Genomic DNA, 16,976 nt, shown 5'->3' on the forward strand with positions numbered 1-16,976 from the left:
TAGATCACATGGTTTCGGGTCTACGACTACATACTCAATCGCCCTATTCAGACTCGCTTTCGCTGCGGCTCCGTCTCTTCAACTTAACCTCGCATGCAATCGTAACTCGCCGGTTCATTCTACAAAAGGCACGCCATCACCCATTAACGGGCTTTGACTTGTTGTAGGCACACGGTTTCAGGATCTATTTCACTCCCCTTCCGGGGTGCTTTTCACCTTTCCCTCACGGTACTGGTTCACTATCGGTCATTAGGGAGTATTTAGCCTTGCGGGATGGTCCCCGCGGATTCCGACGGAATTTCTCGTGTTCCGCCGTACTCAGGATCCTCCTAGGTGTTGTCAACATTTCGTCTACGGGGCTATTACCCACTTTGGCGGACCTTTCCAAGTCCTTCGACTATCTTGACAGACTACCACAACGGAGTCCTACAACCCCAACAAGCAAGCTTGTTGGTTTGGGCTCTTCCCGTTTCGCTCGCCGCTACTCAGGGAATCGAATTTTCTTTCTCTTCCTGCAGGTACTTAGATGTTTCAGTTCTCTGCGTCTACCTCTAACCAGCTATGTATTCACTGGAAAGTAACATCCTATAAAAGATGCTGGGTTTCCCCATTCGGAAATCTCTGGATCATAGCTCACTTACAGCTCCCCAAAGCATATCGGTGTTAGTCCCGTCCTTCATCGGCTCCTAATGCCAAGGCATCCACCGTGCGCCCTTATTCACTTAACCTTACGATCTTACGATCGGTTTTGTTTGGTTCGTTTCTCTAGCGATAGAGGCGTGACCAATAAAATAAGCTTCGAACAATTTTAATTAAAAAACTCATTCAACGCGGTGTTCTCGGTTTGTTTTGATTACTTTTTTACTTCAATATCCAGTTTTCAATGAACAATACTTAGTAATCCAAAGATTACTAATGGAGCCTAGCGGGATCGAACCGCTGACCTCCTGCGTGCAAAGCAGGCGCTCTCCCAGCTGAGCTAAGGCCCCGTGGTACTTATTAATTTGAGAGTAAACCTCTCAAAACTGAACAAAGTGTTAACGAATGTGTAGGTTTCCGTAATATTCCTTAGAAAGGAGGTGATCCAGCCGCACCTTCCGATACGGCTACCTTGTTACGACTTCACCCCAATCATCTATCCCACCTTAGGCGGCTGGCTCCACAAGGGTTACCTCACCGACTTCGGGTGTTACAAACTTTCGTGGTGTGACGGGCGGTGTGTACAAGGCCCGGGAACGTATTCACCGCGGCGTGCTGATCCGCGATTACTAGCGATTCCGGCTTCATGTAGGCGAGTTGCAGCCTACAATCCGAACTGAGAGAAGCTTTAAGAGATTTGCATGACCTCGCGGCCTAGCGACTCGTTGTACTTCCCATTGTAGCACGTGTGTAGCCCAGGTCATAAGGGGCATGATGATTTGACGTCATCCCCACCTTCCTCCGGTTTGTCACCGGCAGTCTCGCTAGAGTGCCCAACTGAATGATGGCAACTAACAATAAGGGTTGCGCTCGTTGCGGGACTTAACCCAACATCTCACGACACGAGCTGACGACAACCATGCACCACCTGTCACTTTGTCCCCGAAGGGAAAGCTCTATCTCTAGAGTGGTCAAAGGATGTCAAGACCTGGTAAGGTTCTTCGCGTTGCTTCGAATTAAACCACATGCTCCACCGCTTGTGCGGGCCCCCGTCAATTCCTTTGAGTTTCAACCTTGCGGTCGTACTCCCCAGGCGGAGTGCTTAATGCGTTAGCTGCAGCACTGAAGGGCGGAAACCCTCCAACACTTAGCACTCATCGTTTACGGCGTGGACTACCAGGGTATCTAATCCTGTTTGCTCCCCACGCTTTCGAGCCTCAGCGTCAGTTACAGACCAGAGAGTCGCCTTCGCCACTGGTGTTCCTCCATATATCTACGCATTTCACCGCTACACATGGAATTCCACTCTCCTCTTCTGCACTCAAGTCTCCCAGTTTCCAATGACCCTCCCCGGTTGAGCCGGGGGCTTTCACATCAGACTTAAGAAACCGCCTGCGCTCGCTTTACGCCCAATAAATCCGGACAACGCTTGCCACCTACGTATTACCGCGGCTGCTGGCACGTAGTTAGCCGTGGCTTTCTGGTTAGATACCGTCAAGGTAAGAGCAGTTACTCTCCTACTTGTTCTTCTCTAACAACAGAGTTTTACGATCCGAAAACCTTCTTCACTCACGCGGCGTTGCTCGGTCAGACTTCCGTCCATTGCCGAAGATTCCCTACTGCTGCCTCCCGTAGGAGTCTGGGCCGTGTCTCAGTCCCAGTGTGGCCGATCACCCTCTCAGGTCGGCTATGCATCATGGCCTTGGTGAGCCGTTACCTCACCAACTAGCTAATGCACCGCGGGTCCATCCATCAGTGACACCCGAAAGCGTCTTTCAAATCAACACCATGCGGTGTCGACTATTATGCGGTATTAGCACCTGTTTCCAAGTGTTATCCCCCGCTGATGGGTAGGTTACCCACGTGTTACTCACCCGTCCGCCACTCCTCTTTTCAAATGAGTGCAAGCACTCGGTAGAAAAGAAGCGTTCGACTTGCATGTATTAGGCACGCCGCCAGCGTTCGTCCTGAGCCAGGATCAAACTCTCATAATAAAAGTTGAACACGATCTTGCGATCGTTAAGCTCATTTGTTTGCTAGCATATTGCTTCGCTTGTTAAAAATTGTTGTTTGTTTTTACCGTTGTAAAAACAACCTACACATTTGGTTCGTCTTACTTTGTTCAGTTTTCAAAGGTCTACTGTGTTACCTCGCAGCAACTTTTATATCATATCAAATCTGAGATTCGATGTCAACACTTTTTTAAAAAAGTTTCAAAGTTTTTTCTGCTTGCCGTTATCGTTTGTTTCAGCGACAACTTCATTAGTTTATCAGGTTGTTTGTTATTTGTCAACAACTTTCTTCCTGATTTTTCAACTTTTTTCGAAAGTTGAAATGTTATTCTATTTTCGTCGTTTGGCGTATTTCATCAGTGCCTTGCGACAAGATATAATATAACAATTTTTTTCTCATTGGTCAACTGTTTTCTTGAAAAAAATTTAATTCTTTTTTCATGCTTTTTTCTCCCTACTAACGATCTTTCGCTTTTATCGTCTACTAAAGATTATCTATCTATTATTTGTCCGAATAACCTTATAATTCCGATCGATTCTATTGATAATATGAAAAAAGTTCGAATTTAATCCCGTCAAAACTTTTTCCATTTCCGACATGTGTAAAATTATTATCTCTATAAAACTGTACTAACTTAGAATTACTAGCCAAACAGTCCAGTCGTAACTCAGATACTGCTTCTGTAAACTCACTTTTTAATGCATTTAGTAATTCTTTGCCATACCCTTTTCCTCTATACCTAGGATGGATAATGACACGATGAAGATAGTAAACACTTTCGTTAAACTCTTGATCTTTCCATAATCGTTCATCCCATGCAGTTGGTTTTCTCCAAGCAGCTGCCATTCCGATCAATTCATTACTATTATAGAAGAAAAATACTTCTCCATTTTTTACAGCCTTGGCTATTTCATATTTATCTTCTCCATCTAAGACATCTGACCATTGTGAGCTACCAATGCTGTTTAACCATTCTGCGGTTTCTTTTAGTAATGTCATAGCCGTTTGAGTTTCTTCTATTGTAGCTTTTCTTAATAACATAATCATTCTCCTACTCTTGATTATATAAAAAAAGCAAGAGAAAAATCTCTTACTTCTTCCGTATGTATCTTACTTTTTTTAAAACATCGGTACGCCTTCAATTTCATAAGAAGCTAATAAGTTTTTTAATTCAGATGGTTTTTCCCATACATATTCATTATTTATAGTAGGAACTACATCTTCCTCGTTCATTTCAAATACAAACAAAGGCATATTTTCAGCGACCGTATGTGCGTTTGTTAATTCGACTAAACTAATTGAAGTAACATCCAATTGAACTTCTTCTTTGAAAAGTTGCAGCATACTTGCTAAGCCTGTCATCTCTTCAGAAACTTTGGTTGTGACAAATCCCATTGAATCACCCATTGGACGGACAAGAAACTTCTTTGAACCATCATTTAGATTCAACATAATAGTACCAGCGACTTTTTTGTTAGACAAAACATCCACCTCAATTAATTTTTGTTTTCATAAACTAGGAAAATTGTACCATATTTTCTGAAAAAAAACAGAATTATTTCTCAAGCAATTTATCCATTGCTTCTTCAGTCCAAATTGGTAACTCTTTTGCTAAGCTCTCAAACCCAATTTTCTTATTTTTATTCGTGAAATATTTTTTTCGTCGATGGTTTGGCTGTTGTACTTGGCTTTCTAATGTTCTCAAAGATAAACTAATTTTTTTTGAGTATTCGTCAATATCAATGATTTGAACACTCACTTTTTGTCCAACAGTTAGCAAGCTATGAATGTTTTTTGTATATCCGGCTTGTACTTCTGACACATGAATCAGCCCTTGAACAGTCTCACTCAAAGAAACAAATGCTCCATAAGGTTGTAAACCCGTAATTGTTCCTTCAAGCACCATTCCTATTTTGTATTCCATATTACTATCTCCTATCACAATTATCATCAGTTGATTATCTCATTTAAAATGATATCATGTTCTATTCAATTGTGCATGACTTTATTTCTACTATAATATTATTAGCGCTTTGTATTCATATTTTGTTGAAACTCTATTATACTATAGATACATCGAAAATTAACGAAAAAATGATTTTTAGAAGAAAGGAAGAGTTTCATGGTAGAATTTGATACAGTTCATAATCGACGCGATACAAATTGCGTAAAATGGGATGCCATAAAAGATACTTATGGAGAGGATGATCTATTGCCTCTATGGATAGCTGACATGGATTTCAAAGCAAATCCAGCTGTAATAGAAGCATTAAAAAACGTAGTAGATCAAGGAATTTTGGGGTATTCACCAGCTCCTGCTTCATTATATGAAGCTATTCAAGAATGGCAAAAGCGCCAGCACAATTTTTCCATTAGTAAGGATTCCATTCTTTTTAATAGTGGTGTTGTTCCAAGCCTTTCGATCGCTATCCAAGCTTATACTGAACCAGGTGACGCTATTTTAATTCACGATCCAGTGTATTATCCATTTTCAAAAGTTGTCGAACAAAACCATCGAAAATTAATTCGTAGTGCTTTATTGATTGAACAAGATCATTTTGTGATGGATTTGGATGAAATGGAAAAGCAAATCATTAATGAAAATGTCCGTTTATTTATATTATGTAATCCTCATAATCCTGGTGGACGTGTATGGACTAAGGATGAATTAAACGCTTTGGGCAATTTGTGTGCCAAACATGATGTACTTGTTATTAGCGATGAAATCCACCAAGATTTAATTTTTGCTCCACACGTTTTTACTACATTTACTAATGTAGACCCAAGTTTTAGTGATTTTTCAATTACTTTAACAGCAGCTACAAAGACGTTTAACTTAGCTGGAATCAAAAATTCAATGATCTTTATAGAAAATCCTGACTTACGTAAAAAATTTGTCGAAGTTCAAGAGCGCAACGCCCAAAATGAAATCAATATATTCGGCTACGTCGGAACAGAAGCTGCCTATAAGCATGGGGATGAGTGGCTAAAAGAATTGTTAGCTTACTTGAAAGAAAATATTGACCTAGTTTCTGCTTTTTTAAAAACAGAAATGCCTCAAGTCAAAATGATGCGTCCAGAAGGAACATACCTAATTTGGCTAGACTTTTCTGCTTATGGACTAACAGATGAGCAATTGCAAGATCAACTTGTCCATAAAGGAAAAGTTGTACTAAATGCTGGAATTACGTTTGGTCCTCATGGTACACAACATATGCGCTTAAACGTTGCTTGTCCAAAAGAAACTCTGCTGGAGGGGCTAAATAGAATAAAGCGGACTTTTGAGTAATTAAAAAGTGAAGCATCGACCATTTAGGGTTATGCTTCACTTTTTTATTTTCTTTACTATTTTACTCGTTAATTTCTACTTTATCGATTACAACATCAAAAGTCGGACGGTCTTGCGAATCTCTTTGAACTCCGCCGATTTCATCAACTACATCCATGCCTTCTACAACATGACCAAAAACAGTGTGACGGAAATCTAACCAAGGTGTTCCTCCTGCTTTATATGCTTCAATCACTTCAGCCGGGAATCCAGCTCCTTCTAATTGCCCCATCATGTTGGCTGGCACATTTTGATTATTGACAATAAAGAATTGACTGCCATTTGTATTAGGTCCAGCATTGGCCATAGATAAAGCACCACGCAAATTGAAAACGTCTTTAGAAAATTCATCTTCAAACTTTTCTCCGTAAATACTTTCTCCACCCATCCCTGTTCCAGTTGGGTCTCCACCTTGAATCATGAAATCTGGGATTACACGGTGAAAAATCACCCCATCATAGTAGCCTTTTTTCGCTAATTGAACGAAGTTTTCAACCGTTTTCGGTGCTTGCTCTGGGAAAAGTTGAACCGTAATATCTCCTCGATTCGTTTTTATAACAGCTTTTGGTCCTTTAACATTTGCTAAATCTAATTGTGGAAACTCTGACATATTTATTTCCTCCTACATTATTATTACTTACTTATCATATCATAACGAACTTTACTTGAAAATTCCATTATCTTTGATAATCTTTTAAGAGAACCTTTTATTCACAAAGTTCCACTTGCTTTTTTTCGTTACAAGTGATATTTTGTGAAAAACGATATACTAATTTTTTCAGTTCATCCTAACTGATGAACACTTTTTATAATAGAAACTGGAGGAGTTTTTGATGTCCGATTCAAAAAATATTTATGATCTAACAATCGTTGGCGCAGGTCCTGTTGGTCTTTTCGCCGCTTTTTATGCAGGAATTCGTAAGGCTAAAACAAAAATCATTGATAGTTTGCCGCAATTAGGTGGACAATTGTCTACGCTTTATCCTGAAAAATATATTTATGATGTTCCTGGATTTCCAGCAATTAAAGCCAGTGAACTGATTGAAAATTTAGAAAAACAAATCGCTCCTTTTGCTCATGACACATGCTTAGAAGAAGAAGTCAGAAATCTAGTTCAAGAAGATGGCTACTTGAGAATTGAAACTTCAAAAGGGGTTCATTATTCTAAAGCGGTTATCTTTGCCATTGGGAATGGTTCTTTCCAGCCTAGACGTTTAACAATCGATGGAGCAGCTGAGCTTGAAGGAAACCATGTTCATTATTATGTTACAGATATGAACAAATTTTCTGGAAAAAAAGTGGCCATTGCCGGCGGAGGAGATTCTGCGATTGATTGGGCTTTGATGTTAGAGCCGATTGCAGAACAAGTATCAATCATTCATCGTCGTCCAGAATTCCGTGGTCACGAACATAGTGTGGATAACTTAAAAAAATCTGAGGTTTCAATCTATACACCTTATGTTATTGATCAATTGCTAGTAGAAGACGATTCTTTTAAAGGAATTCAATTAAAAGAAACTAAAGCGGATAACTTTGAGCAACTTGACTTAGACTCTTTAATCATCAACTACGGCTTTACTTCATCTTTAGGTCACTTAAAAGATTGGGGTTTAAATGTTAGCCGCAATGCAATTGAAGTAAATTCAGATATGTCGACAAACATTCCAGGTGTTTATGCTGTAGGCGATATTTGTAACTATGATGGAAAAGTAAAATTGATTGCTACTGGATTCGGTGAAGCACCTACTGCTGTAAATAATGCACTGCATTTTATCAAACCTGATACAAGAACACAGCCAATGCACAGTACAAGTTTGTTTGAAGGTAAAGAAGCAAAAATGCTTTAAGATAAAACATATAATTAAATAGATACTGTACTTCACCTACATCTCCGTAGGTAACCAGGAAAAAAGTGAGCTACGATATTGAATTAAAAACCGCACAACGGATTGTGCGGTTTTTAATTCAATCAATACGAAAAATGATGTAGCAATGTAGATTATTATCTACTATAAACCCATTTCTTCTTGCCAAAGTAAAATAGCTTTCTTTATATTTTTTACTAATTCTTCTGGTGTGTCACCAGTAATTCTCTCTCCTTCAAAAAGAACAAAAAATGTTTGTGCACAAAGAACACACTCATTCATACATGAATAGGTGACTACATCGCTGTTTTCATCAATAAATGAGTCATTCAGTAAGCTCTCGCCACCTTTAGCTAGATTTTGTTCACAACATTCTATTAGTGGATTCATTTATCCTTCTCCTTGCTTTTTACTCTGAAAATAGTATACCATTGATGTAATCGAAGTTTAAAAATGATGCATTGGAGGTTTTTAATTTGGTCATTCAAGGAGAAACATTAGAAAATAAGGCGCGTCAATTACTAAAAGAACGAGGCGTTGAAATAGAGGATTTAGCTGAGTTGGTTTTATTTTTACAAAAACCCTATATTGCTGATTTGGATATGGCAGTGTGTATCGAAAATATTGACAGTGTCTTGTCTAAACGTGAAGTACACAATACAATCATCACTGGAATCCAATTAGATATTCTGGCTGAGGAAAAAAAATTGCTCCATCCGTTACAGGAGATTTTAGAAGAAGATGAAGGTCTTTATGGAATCGATGAAATTCTAGCACTATCGATCGTTAATGTATATGGATCAATTGGTTTTACAAATTATGGGTATATCGATAAAGTAAAACCAGGTATTCTAGCTAAACTAAATTCCCATGACGGACCCCAAGTTCATACTTTTTTAGATGACATCGTCGGAGCAATTGCCGCTGCTGCAGCTAGTCGCTTAGCTCATTCACAGCCTGATAAAAGTACTATTACACAATAAAATAAAAAAAGAGCAATGTGCTGTTACCTACCTACCTTTAAAGGGAAAATACACAGATTCTTGCTCTTCTTTTTATTTTTCATAGCTTTTCAATTGCTTCAATAGTAATTCTTCTATTATAATAAGTTTAAAGTATACGACAAAATCGATACTTGTGTTTAAAGCTACCACTATAGGTAACAAGAGTTTTTTTCTGATAATAATGAGCATATTTTTTCAGTTGTGATTTTCTTCCCCAATAAATAAATCAAGGACCTATAGTGGTGAGCTTTATTCAAATCCCCTAAAATACCAAAGGATACTTAAAACAAGAGATAGAAGTAAAAAAATAAAAAAACGGTACCAGAATTCCTTCCAATACCGTTGTATCATTCAATAAGCAAACGCTGGCATGTTCATTATCCCGTGTATTTTTAGGGGTAGATATTTTCCTAAAAATTGAGTACAATGAATCATGTCAGTGCTTTTACATTGACGAGGGCAACTTGATTGGTCAGTGTCTGCTGACTTATCAGGGCTTCGTAGTTTGGCGGCCACCAAACTGTGAAGTGCCTTTTTATTTTATTATTTTCACTTCTATCATGTACTCATTGTACAAGAAGAATCGATGGTTCGTCAATGATGATTATTCTTTATTTTTTCATCAAAAATCAGTATTTTCTCTCCAATTCCTACTAATAATAATGAATACAACTAGTTATTCGTTATTTTTTTATTATTAGAAATAAATATTATCTCAATAATATTTGTTGTAAATTCCTTAATCAAGTCAGTAAATGGATCATCTGTTTGTCGAAACAGTCATTTTCACTGCTTGTAATGCATCAAAATGCTGAATAGTGTAAACCGCTGATCCTTTTTGCCAAAGTACTGAATTGTTTTGATAGCTATTACTAGGAGTTGTCGTCAATGTAATTTGTCCCACATTTTTTGGTGCTGGCAACATTGCTTGTTCTAAATAAGCCACAACCTCTTTAGCTAAAGGTTCAGCTTTTTCTCCTTCGATATTAGAGGCGCGAACAACTAGACTCCAATTTCCTTCTTGCCAAGATAAATAGCTGGACCCTGCTGCTCCTTGTTGATAACCTGTGATTCCATAACCTAGATCGATTTTACTTCCACCATTATCAATAATTTGCCCTACTGCATTTGCTGCAGCTTCATTCGAACTGTATGTTTTTTTCTCAAAAGAGGCAATTGGCTGTAAGTTATTTACCGCATTGTCGTTGACAGAAATCGGACCATTTTCAGCATAATATAAAATTCTGAAATTCTCTTGATCAGCTGTCCTCGTAGTTGCTGCACTTAAGTATTCAGCCGTTTGACTGGTCAATATTGCTTGCGGCAATCTATCATTTGGAAAAGCTGCATTCAGTTCATTTAAAACCATCTCTGCTTGATTGGCTGGTGAGTTGTTCTCCGATTTTACGGCTGTTTGGCTTTGACTCGTTTTGGTTTCTGATGATGAGGATGCTTTTATCGAACTAGAAGTAGCGCTTGATTTTGTCTTACTTTCACTTGTTGAATCTTTGGTTTGGCTACTTTTAGCGGATTCCTTAGTCGAATCTGTTTGTTTTTCTGTTTTCCCACTTCCCCCACAAGCGACTAAAAATAGTCCTGTTAACAGTACTAATGAATAGATCAGTTTCTTTTTCATCTTTTTCCCCTCCAGTATCATTCTACTCTTTCAGTTTATCATCAAATAAGAGAATACTCACTTTATATGATCTTTTCCGCATAGCTAGTTAATCAAGTCTCTTGCGTTCTTGTTAGAGAGTACTTATTTACAATGAAATTTAGTAAAATACGTGTTCGTTTTATGAAGGGAAAATTATAAAAAAAGAGGAGAACGAGACAAAAGTGTTCATCTCCTTCGGATTTTGGGTGTACGAGATATAACTTGCAGAGTTAATTCCCATACACCTTAAATCGTTATTACTCAAACAGGTAGCTCGCATAATTTACTTCTTCTGGTTCATAGTTTTCCAAAGGAATGTCTAAAGGTATCTTTTTTAATTCTTCTCTGTCAACTAAAATTAATTTTTGTTCTGTTAAAACCTCTATTAGTTCTGTATACTTTTTTTCCAACGTCTTATTTTTAAATTCTGTTAAATCGACTATATCTAGTGTTATACCTTCTTCTGGTCTTTGATATTGTGCTTTTCTAATCGTAAAAAATGGACTTATTGCTGATATCTTTAACCCAATATATTCTATATAACCACGTTTCATAACTTCATTCTTTGCTTCTAGTGTAAAAAAAGGTTTTGACAATTTAATGTCTTCCATAAACATATAAGAAAAGCACCGAGTATAATCAAAACTGCCTGACGGTTTAAACACAATTCCCTCCATATTATTTAATAAGTGTTCATCCCATTCATCACTATACACATATTTTCTAAGGACATATCCATACTCCCCTTCTTTCAAACTTCTATTTACAAAATTAATTGCCCGTTCTGCATTATTCATTTCATCATCCTTTTATTTATTTTTTCAAAATTTCAAAGCTTAATTCAATATTTATCTCTAACTCTTTAAAACATCTTAGAGAGCCTCTATGAGAGGTTAATAAAAACATAAAGAAGAGGTAGAAAGTTTTTACACTTCCTACCTTAAGTCGTTATTACTCAAACAGGTAACTCGCATAATTTACTTCTTCTGGTTCATAGTTTTCTAAAGGAATATCTAAAGGTATCTTTTTTAATTCTTCTCTGTCAACCAAAATCAGTTTTTGTTCTGTTAATACTTCTATTAGTTCTGTATATTTTTTTTCTAACTTTTTATTTTTAAATTCTGTTAAATCGACTATATCAAAAGTTATACCTTCTTTAGGGTTTTGGTACTGAGCTTTTTTAATGGTAAAAAATGGACTTATTGCCGATATTTGTAAACTAATAAATTCTATATAGCCACGTTCCATTATTTCTTTAGTCGATTTATCTGAAAAGAATGAATTTTTTAATTCAATATCTTCCATAAACATATATGAAAAACATCTAGTATAATCAAAACCACCTGATGGCTCGAACACAATTCCTTCCATGTTTTTTAATAAGTGTTCATCCCATTCGTCGCTATATACATATTTTCTTAGAACGTAGCCATAATCTCCTTCGTTCAGACTCCTACTTACAAAATTAATAGCTTCATCATTTGCGTTCATTAAATTTCCTCCTTACTTCTATAGGTATGTCAGGATAGCCATGTATATTTCCTTTTTCATCAATATGAACCTTTATTTTTTTAGTCTCACCATCGCTACCAACTACTTCATCTGAATCATATTCTTTAACCGTTACCTCTCTATTGGGTACCCATCTTCCTTTTTGCCAAGCTTCTTGCGTATCTGCTACACCATTTCCACCATCAATCCAAGTTGATTTATCTTCTTTTGATTGTTTATTGTTTCTATGGCCTTCTTGATGTTTTCCTTGTTTACCTGCATCTACTGGAGGAGCACCTTCAACTTCTCCAGTAACTAATCCTTGTTGTGGTAATAAATCTTCCGGATTAACCGCTCTTACACGTTTACTTGCCTGAACATTTCTCGCAGAATTTATTGCTTCTACAGCAGATTTACCGACTTTTACTGTTCCAATCCCTTTTCTAATTATATCAATACCTTTACCTACTTTGCCAATGTTTCCTAATATCCCTCCCAAAGCAGGTGAAAAGGGTATTTCATTTCTCATTACTTTTACTTCTTCAACTTTATATTGATCTTTACCTAGATAATCTTTGCATTTTTCTAGTTGATTATAGAGATTAGAGTGATCATTTGGCGAAACAATTTTACCATCTTTCATCAGGTACCATGTTTTTTTGGTTCCCAGAGCACTACAAATAAATGTTTTTGATTTTTGTCATCATAAATCATCTACTATAGTTGTTCATAAAAAGAGTATAAAAAAAGAGAACAATCACTACAATTGTCCCTCTTAGCTAATAGTTTATAATTTTATAAGTTCTCAAATTATTTAATTTGTTATACATTTAGGGTGGATTTTATTAATTGTTATCTGCTCTTTTTCAAAACATATACTATTAATATTTACTTCTTAATCATAAAACTACCATTATTCAAACAGAAAGCTTAATCAATTCATTTCTTTAATCTCTACTCTTTCCGCTAACACCCATCCATTCAATCCATAAGAAGAAGATAATACTTGATAGGTCATGTGTTTTTTTCTTATTTCTTTTTCTAACTCTTCTAATGAATTATATCTCATTGGCCATACATTTTTTTTCCCTTGAATCAATAATTCTTTATTTTCAATAAAAAATTTATCTAAAGCTCTTTCTTCTAGGTCTAAAATAATACTATAAGGCATTTCATCATAAAATTTGTAACATATAAAGTTATGGAATATAATTTGTTTTTCTTTCTCATCATCAGATATATTAATAACTATATCCTTATTTTCAAAATTCACAAAATAGCTTTTTATTTCATAGTCATGTACCATATTCATTATTACCATTCTCCTTTTTGTCTTGGTATTTTTTTATTCCAATCCCATTTATGTCTATGGGGGAATTCATGCGTTCCATCGTCAGGGTGATTGTAGTCTATATCTTCAATCGGTAAACCATCTGGTCCATAGTACCTTCTTTGTTTTACTGAACCATCATCATTTAATAAGTCCGCGGATGAGTTTGGTTCGCCCTCTTTATCCAAATTTCTTTTCTCCGAGCCAAAGATTTTATGTTTTTTAGCAGGTTCTCATTTTTCACAACTTTTATCTAATTCAGCTGTCTCATCTATCGCATTGATGGTAGGTGCATTGTTTATTTTATCCAAAATAGATTGTCCGACTTTAAATGTGAAACATAAAAAAAGAAGTAGGAATTTTCTACAATTCCTACTTCAATTTGTTATTATTCAAACAGGTAACTCGCATAATTTACTTCTTCTGGTTCATAGTTTTCCAAAGGAATATCTAAAGGTATCTTTTTTAATTCTTCTCTGTCAACTAAAATTAATTTTTGTTCTGTTAAAACCTCTATTAGTTCTGTATACTTTTTTTCTAACTTCTTATTTTTAAATTCTGTTAAATCGATTATATCTAGCGTTATACCTTCTTTAGGGTTTTGATACTGTGCTTTTTCAATTATAAAAAATGGACTTATTGCTGAGATTTGTAAATTTATGAACTCTATATAACCACGTTTCATAACTTCATTCTTTGCCTCTAATGTAAAAAATGGTTTTGATAATTGGATATCTTCCATAAAATAGTAAGAAAAGCACCGGCTATATTCAAAACTTGTCATAGATTTGAATATAATTCCCTCCATATTATTTAATAAGTGTTCATCCCATTCATCACTATACATATATTTTCTTAGGACATATCCATAGTCCCCTTCTTTCAAACTTCTATTTACAAAATTAATCGCTCTTTCATTCGCCTCCATTAAGTTTCCTCCTTACTTCTTTAGGTATTTTAGGATAGCCATGTATATTACCTTTTCCGTCTATATGGACTACAATTTCAGTTGTGACTCCATCACTACCAACTACTTTATCTGACTCATATTCTTTAACAGTTCCCTCTCTCCCCCTTACCCAATCTCCTTTTTCCCAAGCTTCTTGAGTATCCGCTACACCATTTTCTCCATCAATCCATGTTGATTTATCTTCTGTTGACTGTTCATTATTTCTATGGCCTTCTTGATGTTTCCCTTGTTTACCAGCATCAACTGGAGGAGCACCTTCGACTTCACCTGTAACTAATCCTTGTTGTGGTAATAAATCTTCCGGATTAACCGCTCTTACACGTTTACTTGCCTGAACATTTCTAGCAGAATTTATTGCTTCTACAGCAGATTTACCGACTTTTACTGTTCCAATTCCTTTTCTAATTATATCAATACCTTTACCTACTTTGCCAATGTTTCCTAATATCCCTCCCAAAGCAGGTGAAAAGGGCATTTCATTTCTCATTACTTTTACTTCTTCAACTTTATATTGGTCTTTGCCTAGATAATCTTTGCATTTTTCTAGTTGATTATAGAGATTAGGATGAGCTTTTGGCGAAATAATTTTACCATCTTTCATCAGATACCATATTTTTTTGGTTCCCAGAGCACTACAAATAATCGTATAGCCATCTAAGCTTGAAATAGCTTGTTTCGCTAATCGATTTTTCTTTTCTTGTTGCATTTTTTCTCGTTGTTGCCAGCGTGCATTAATAGGACTTGCCCATGTCATATTTAATCGACCAATGTCAAAGGTTCCTGAAGCGGCATTCCATGCCTTACAATCTTTAACTTGAGCTAATCCATTATTAAACTCTTGCTGACAGGCTTCATATTCTGCGAAAATATTGGCTGAACGAGCATTATACGCATGGAATTTCTCAAGCTGCTCCCTTTTTTTGGAAATAACATCACAGGCATTCATATATCGACGTTCTAAATCCGGTCGCATTGTTTTAGCTGTGTGCATTTGTCTTTCTAACTCTCGTTTTAACTGCTCAAATCGCTCTATCTGGCTTTGAATTTGGTCTTCATCTGTGTCTATGCTGCTGACCATGCCTTGATATTCGCTTAACAAACGTTTGTGCGCCCGCTCGAGAGCTTCCCCTGTTAAAATCGCAGATTGGCAAAGCGGCGTGTACACTGTACTAAAATAAAGTTTAGCTGAATCATAGGCTTTTCCAGAAAGTGGCGCAGATAAAAATTGTGAAGTACTGCTTTGCAAAGAAGAAATAGCTTGTTTTGCTTGACTATTCATTCTGGAAGCTTCATTTCCTTGTTGCTGTATCTCTCCTACATAAAATTTTAACCCCATCCTATTTCTCCTTTTTTTCCATTCGCTCTTTTCTTTGTTGAATATATAATTCTTCCTCTTTATCAATCAGTTGTTTTCTAGTATTTTTCAGTTCATCTTCTTGTTCTTCCAATTGCCGTTGTGCTTTCTTTGCTAAAGAGAAACTTTCTTCTCCTCTACTTTTAAAATATTGACGTTCTTCTGGTGGGCTTGTTTCCACTATTTCTTCATAAAGTCTTTTTTCTTCTTGTTGTAGGTAGAAAAACTCTTGTTGTTGCTGTTCAACAGAACAAATCTCTTGCCTCAGCATATCTTGTTCAGCTTGTACTTGACGAATTTTAGATTGATAATCTATCTCCATTATTTAAACCAACTTCCTAATGAATTAGATTGAAACTGTTGAGAAGCTTGTTGGTCAATCGTGTCAAAGTCCTTTGCAACAGAATGAATAGCGTTACCAGCTGAAACAATACTTGTAGATAGCTGTTTTAATCCTTTTCCATAATTAACTGTGGACGTTTTTGCTATTTCATTTCCAGCAACATTGGTTCTTGATGCCACACTCGTAGAGGCATTGATACTATTTAATGCACTGGCTGATTTGCTGAATGAAGCAGATATACTACCAGCAACAGTTGTACTACTTTTAACACCCATTCTTTTATTCCTCCTTAGTTTTATAAATAGACTTATTGTCTTACTTACTATCTAATTATAACAATTTATATGTTTTTACGTTCTATTTTTTTATCATTTTTCACAAATTTTTATATCTTAGTTGGAATAATTATCTATCAACCCACCAAAGGTATCTATACGAAATTTTTTCTCGCCATTATAATATAGATACTTAGAGACACTTACACGCGATCAAACAAAAAGCTATGAGTAATATGTTAAATAACATTTTTTTTAAATTTCCATATTTACCAGTTTTTAGTAAGTAGACATTTTTAGAATACAAAAAAAAGAGAATGCGCACCACATCTTCGAAACGTCCTAAAACGCCGATGTAATACCATTCTCGTGGGTTTGGCACCCAATGGGTCGTAAGGGGCTCGAACCCATGACCCGCTGATTAAGAGTCAGCTGCTCTACCAACTGAGCTAACGACCCAAATACTTACTACATAAATATTGTAGCACTAGAAAGTTGATTATTCAAGAGCTAAGAAAAGTTGCAACGAAATAAATCAAGCAATCATTTATCTCGTTACAACTCTTCTATTATTTATTCCCAGATTCCTTTTTGACAGGGCATGTAGTATGACAATCGTCACAACTTTTCCCCTTTTTAACTTGAGAATACACAACATACCCAGCACTTCCAAAAATCAACACTGCTAAAATGATTGTCATCATGTA

General features: G+C 36.1%; 19 protein-coding genes, 2 tRNA genes and 2 rRNA genes (1 of these 23 cut by a window edge). 3 read left to right on the top strand and 20 right to left on the bottom strand.

All coding sequences use genetic code 11. The annotated features are described in order from the left end of the window. The 6 genes from A5880_RS04340 to A5880_RS04365 all read right to left on the bottom strand — a co-directional run. A 23S ribosomal RNA gene (locus tag A5880_RS04340) occupies window positions 1–728 on the bottom strand; it reaches 2,184 nt to the left of the window's first position. Window positions 729–916: 188 nt separating this feature from the next. Further along, window positions 917–989, bottom strand: a tRNA-Ala gene (locus tag A5880_RS04345). A gap of 83 nt (window positions 990–1,072) precedes the next feature. Then, window positions 1,073–2,633 (bottom strand): 16S ribosomal RNA (locus A5880_RS04350). The 16S and 23S rRNA genes sit together here with 1 tRNA gene alongside, the layout of an rRNA operon. Before the next feature lie 556 nt (window positions 2,634–3,189). Beyond that, window positions 3,190–3,693 carry a GNAT family N-acetyltransferase gene (locus A5880_RS04355; protein WP_179190473.1) on the bottom strand — a complete coding sequence of 168 codons (504 nt, stop codon included), beginning with the start codon at window positions 3,691–3,693 and terminating at the stop codon, window positions 3,190–3,192. 78 nt (window positions 3,694–3,771) lie between these two features. Beyond that, a complete protein-coding gene (locus A5880_RS04360; RefSeq protein ID WP_086331422.1) occupies window positions 3,772–4,134 on the bottom strand; it encodes a hypothetical protein in 363 nt (120 codons plus the stop codon). Between the two features lie 73 nt (window positions 4,135–4,207). Continuing rightward, window positions 4,208–4,576, bottom strand: coding sequence for a CvfD/Ygs/GSP13 family RNA-binding post-transcriptional regulator (locus tag A5880_RS04365; RefSeq protein WP_086331421.1), 369 nt, complete (start codon window positions 4,574–4,576; stop codon window positions 4,208–4,210). Window positions 4,577–4,774: 198 nt separating this feature from the next. On the opposite strand from A5880_RS04365, the gene A5880_RS04370 reads away from it, so the two are divergent. After that, window positions 4,775–5,941 (top strand): MalY/PatB family protein, encoded by a 1,167-nt coding sequence (locus A5880_RS04370; RefSeq protein WP_086331420.1) that lies wholly within the window; start codon window positions 4,775–4,777, stop codon window positions 5,939–5,941. Between the two features lie 61 nt (window positions 5,942–6,002). Here A5880_RS04370 and A5880_RS04375 read toward each other — a convergent pair whose 3' ends face one another. Then, complete coding sequence (locus A5880_RS04375; RefSeq protein ID WP_086331419.1) at window positions 6,003–6,590, bottom strand: peptidylprolyl isomerase; 588 nt, start codon at window positions 6,588–6,590, stop codon at window positions 6,003–6,005. Window positions 6,591–6,813: 223 nt separating this feature from the next. Here A5880_RS04375 and A5880_RS04380 point away from each other — a divergent pair, with 223 nt between their 5' ends. Continuing rightward, window positions 6,814–7,827 carry an NAD(P)/FAD-dependent oxidoreductase gene (locus A5880_RS04380; RefSeq protein WP_086331418.1) on the top strand — a complete coding sequence of 338 codons (1,014 nt, stop codon included), beginning with the start codon at window positions 6,814–6,816 and terminating at the stop codon, window positions 7,825–7,827. A gap of 162 nt (window positions 7,828–7,989) precedes the next feature. Here A5880_RS04380 and A5880_RS04385 read toward each other — a convergent pair whose 3' ends face one another. Continuing rightward, window positions 7,990–8,235, bottom strand: coding sequence for a DUF1450 domain-containing protein (locus A5880_RS04385; protein ID WP_086331417.1), 246 nt, complete (start codon window positions 8,233–8,235; stop codon window positions 7,990–7,992). Between the two features lie 86 nt (window positions 8,236–8,321). Here A5880_RS04385 and A5880_RS04390 point away from each other — a divergent pair, with 86 nt between their 5' ends. Next, window positions 8,322–8,828 carry a phosphatidylglycerophosphatase A family protein gene (locus A5880_RS04390; RefSeq protein WP_086331416.1) on the top strand — a complete coding sequence of 169 codons (507 nt, stop codon included), beginning with the start codon at window positions 8,322–8,324 and terminating at the stop codon, window positions 8,826–8,828. Window positions 8,829–9,609: 781 nt separating this feature from the next. Here the strand turns inward: A5880_RS04390 and A5880_RS04395 are convergent. The 12 genes from A5880_RS04395 to A5880_RS04450 form a co-directional block, all read right to left on the bottom strand. Next, window positions 9,610–10,485 carry a hypothetical protein gene (locus tag A5880_RS04395; protein WP_086331415.1) on the bottom strand — a complete coding sequence of 292 codons (876 nt, stop codon included), beginning with the start codon at window positions 10,483–10,485 and terminating at the stop codon, window positions 9,610–9,612. 278 nt (window positions 10,486–10,763) lie between these two features. Next, a complete protein-coding gene (locus tag A5880_RS04400; protein WP_336576980.1) occupies window positions 10,764–11,303 on the bottom strand; it encodes a hypothetical protein in 540 nt (179 codons plus the stop codon). Between the two features lie 154 nt (window positions 11,304–11,457). Next, on the bottom strand, window positions 11,458–11,997 hold the full coding sequence (locus A5880_RS04405; protein ID WP_086331414.1) for a hypothetical protein: 540 nt from the start codon (window positions 11,995–11,997) through the stop codon (window positions 11,458–11,460). After that, a complete protein-coding gene (locus A5880_RS04410; protein ID WP_086331413.1) occupies window positions 11,984–12,640 on the bottom strand; it encodes a hypothetical protein in 657 nt (218 codons plus the stop codon). The genes A5880_RS04405 and A5880_RS04410 overlap by 14 nt, the downstream gene beginning before the upstream one ends. 291 nt (window positions 12,641–12,931) lie before the next feature. Then, window positions 12,932–13,309, bottom strand: a complete 378-nt coding sequence (locus tag A5880_RS04415) for a hypothetical protein (protein WP_086331412.1) — start codon at window positions 13,307–13,309, stop codon at window positions 12,932–12,934. Between the two features lie 2 nt (window positions 13,310–13,311). Continuing rightward, a complete protein-coding gene (locus A5880_RS04420; RefSeq protein WP_086331411.1) occupies window positions 13,312–13,515 on the bottom strand; it encodes a hypothetical protein in 204 nt (67 codons plus the stop codon). A 200-nt stretch (window positions 13,516–13,715) separates the two neighbouring features. After that, complete coding sequence (locus A5880_RS04425) at window positions 13,716–14,255, bottom strand: hypothetical protein (RefSeq protein ID WP_086331410.1); 540 nt, start codon at window positions 14,253–14,255, stop codon at window positions 13,716–13,718. After that, window positions 14,242–15,633: a T7SS effector LXG polymorphic toxin gene (locus tag A5880_RS04430; RefSeq protein ID WP_336576981.1), complete on the bottom strand. Its 1,392-nt coding sequence runs from the start codon at window positions 15,631–15,633 to the stop codon at window positions 14,242–14,244. Before A5880_RS04430 ends, A5880_RS04425 begins: the two co-directional genes overlap by 14 nt. A gap of 1 nt (window position 15,634) precedes the next feature. Beyond that, window positions 15,635–15,973, bottom strand: coding sequence for a DUF3958 family protein (locus A5880_RS04435; RefSeq protein WP_086331408.1), 339 nt, complete (start codon window positions 15,971–15,973; stop codon window positions 15,635–15,637). Further along, window positions 15,973–16,269, bottom strand: coding sequence for a TIGR04197 family type VII secretion effector (locus A5880_RS04440; RefSeq protein ID WP_086331407.1), 297 nt, complete (start codon window positions 16,267–16,269; stop codon window positions 15,973–15,975). Before A5880_RS04440 ends, A5880_RS04435 begins: the two co-directional genes overlap by 1 nt. 386 nt (window positions 16,270–16,655) lie before the next feature. Further along, a tRNA-Lys gene (locus A5880_RS04445) sits at window positions 16,656–16,728 on the bottom strand. 110 nt (window positions 16,729–16,838) lie between these two features. Then, window positions 16,839–16,973 carry a FeoB-associated Cys-rich membrane protein gene (locus A5880_RS04450; RefSeq protein ID WP_086331406.1) on the bottom strand — a complete coding sequence of 45 codons (135 nt, stop codon included), beginning with the start codon at window positions 16,971–16,973 and terminating at the stop codon, window positions 16,839–16,841. Window positions 16,974–16,976 lie beyond the last annotated feature (3 nt).

This window comes from Enterococcus sp. 4G2_DIV0659 (genome assembly GCF_002140715.2).
In the GTDB taxonomy this organism is placed as follows: domain Bacteria; phylum Bacillota; class Bacilli; order Lactobacillales; family Enterococcaceae; genus Enterococcus_L; species Enterococcus_L mansonii.

What these genes read in the sequence shown, in the direction of transcription:
- A5880_RS04355 (WP_179190473.1), bottom strand. Translation starts at nt 3,693, where the DNA reads ATGTTATTAAGAAAAGCTACAATAGAAGAAACTCAAACGGCTATGACA.
- A5880_RS04365 (WP_086331421.1), bottom strand. Translation starts at nt 4,576, where the DNA reads ATGGAATACAAAATAGGAATGGTGCTTGAAGGAACAATTACGGGTTTA.
- A5880_RS04370 (WP_086331420.1), top strand. Translation starts at nt 4,775, where the DNA reads ATGGTAGAATTTGATACAGTTCATAATCGACGCGATACAAATTGCGTA.
- A5880_RS04375 (WP_086331419.1), bottom strand. Translation starts at nt 6,590, where the DNA reads ATGTCAGAGTTTCCACAATTAGATTTAGCAAATGTTAAAGGACCAAAA.
- A5880_RS04380 (WP_086331418.1), top strand. Translation starts at nt 6,814, where the DNA reads ATGTCCGATTCAAAAAATATTTATGATCTAACAATCGTTGGCGCAGGT.
- A5880_RS04385 (WP_086331417.1), bottom strand. Translation starts at nt 8,235, where the DNA reads ATGAATCCACTAATAGAATGTTGTGAACAAAATCTAGCTAAAGGTGGC.
- A5880_RS04395 (WP_086331415.1), bottom strand. Translation starts at nt 10,485, where the DNA reads ATGAAAAAGAAACTGATCTATTCATTAGTACTGTTAACAGGACTATTT.
- A5880_RS04400 (WP_336576980.1), bottom strand. Translation starts at nt 11,303, where the DNA reads ATGAATAATGCAGAACGGGCAATTAATTTTGTAAATAGAAGTTTGAAA.
- A5880_RS04405 (WP_086331414.1), bottom strand. Translation starts at nt 11,997, where the DNA reads ATGAACGCAAATGATGAAGCTATTAATTTTGTAAGTAGGAGTCTGAAC.
- A5880_RS04410 (WP_086331413.1), bottom strand. Translation starts at nt 12,640, where the DNA reads ATGAAAGATGGTAAAATTGTTTCGCCAAATGATCACTCTAATCTCTAT.
- A5880_RS04415 (WP_086331412.1), bottom strand. Translation starts at nt 13,309, where the DNA reads ATGAATATGGTACATGACTATGAAATAAAAAGCTATTTTGTGAATTTT.
- A5880_RS04425 (WP_086331410.1), bottom strand. Translation starts at nt 14,255, where the DNA reads ATGGAGGCGAATGAAAGAGCGATTAATTTTGTAAATAGAAGTTTGAAA.
- A5880_RS04430 (WP_336576981.1), bottom strand. Translation starts at nt 15,633, where the DNA reads ATGGGGTTAAAATTTTATGTAGGAGAGATACAGCAACAAGGAAATGAA.
- A5880_RS04435 (WP_086331408.1), bottom strand. Translation starts at nt 15,973, where the DNA reads ATGGAGATAGATTATCAATCTAAAATTCGTCAAGTACAAGCTGAACAA.
- A5880_RS04440 (WP_086331407.1), bottom strand. Translation starts at nt 16,269, where the DNA reads ATGGGTGTTAAAAGTAGTACAACTGTTGCTGGTAGTATATCTGCTTCA.
- A5880_RS04450 (WP_086331406.1), bottom strand. Translation starts at nt 16,973, where the DNA reads ATGATGACAATCATTTTAGCAGTGTTGATTTTTGGAAGTGCTGGGTAT.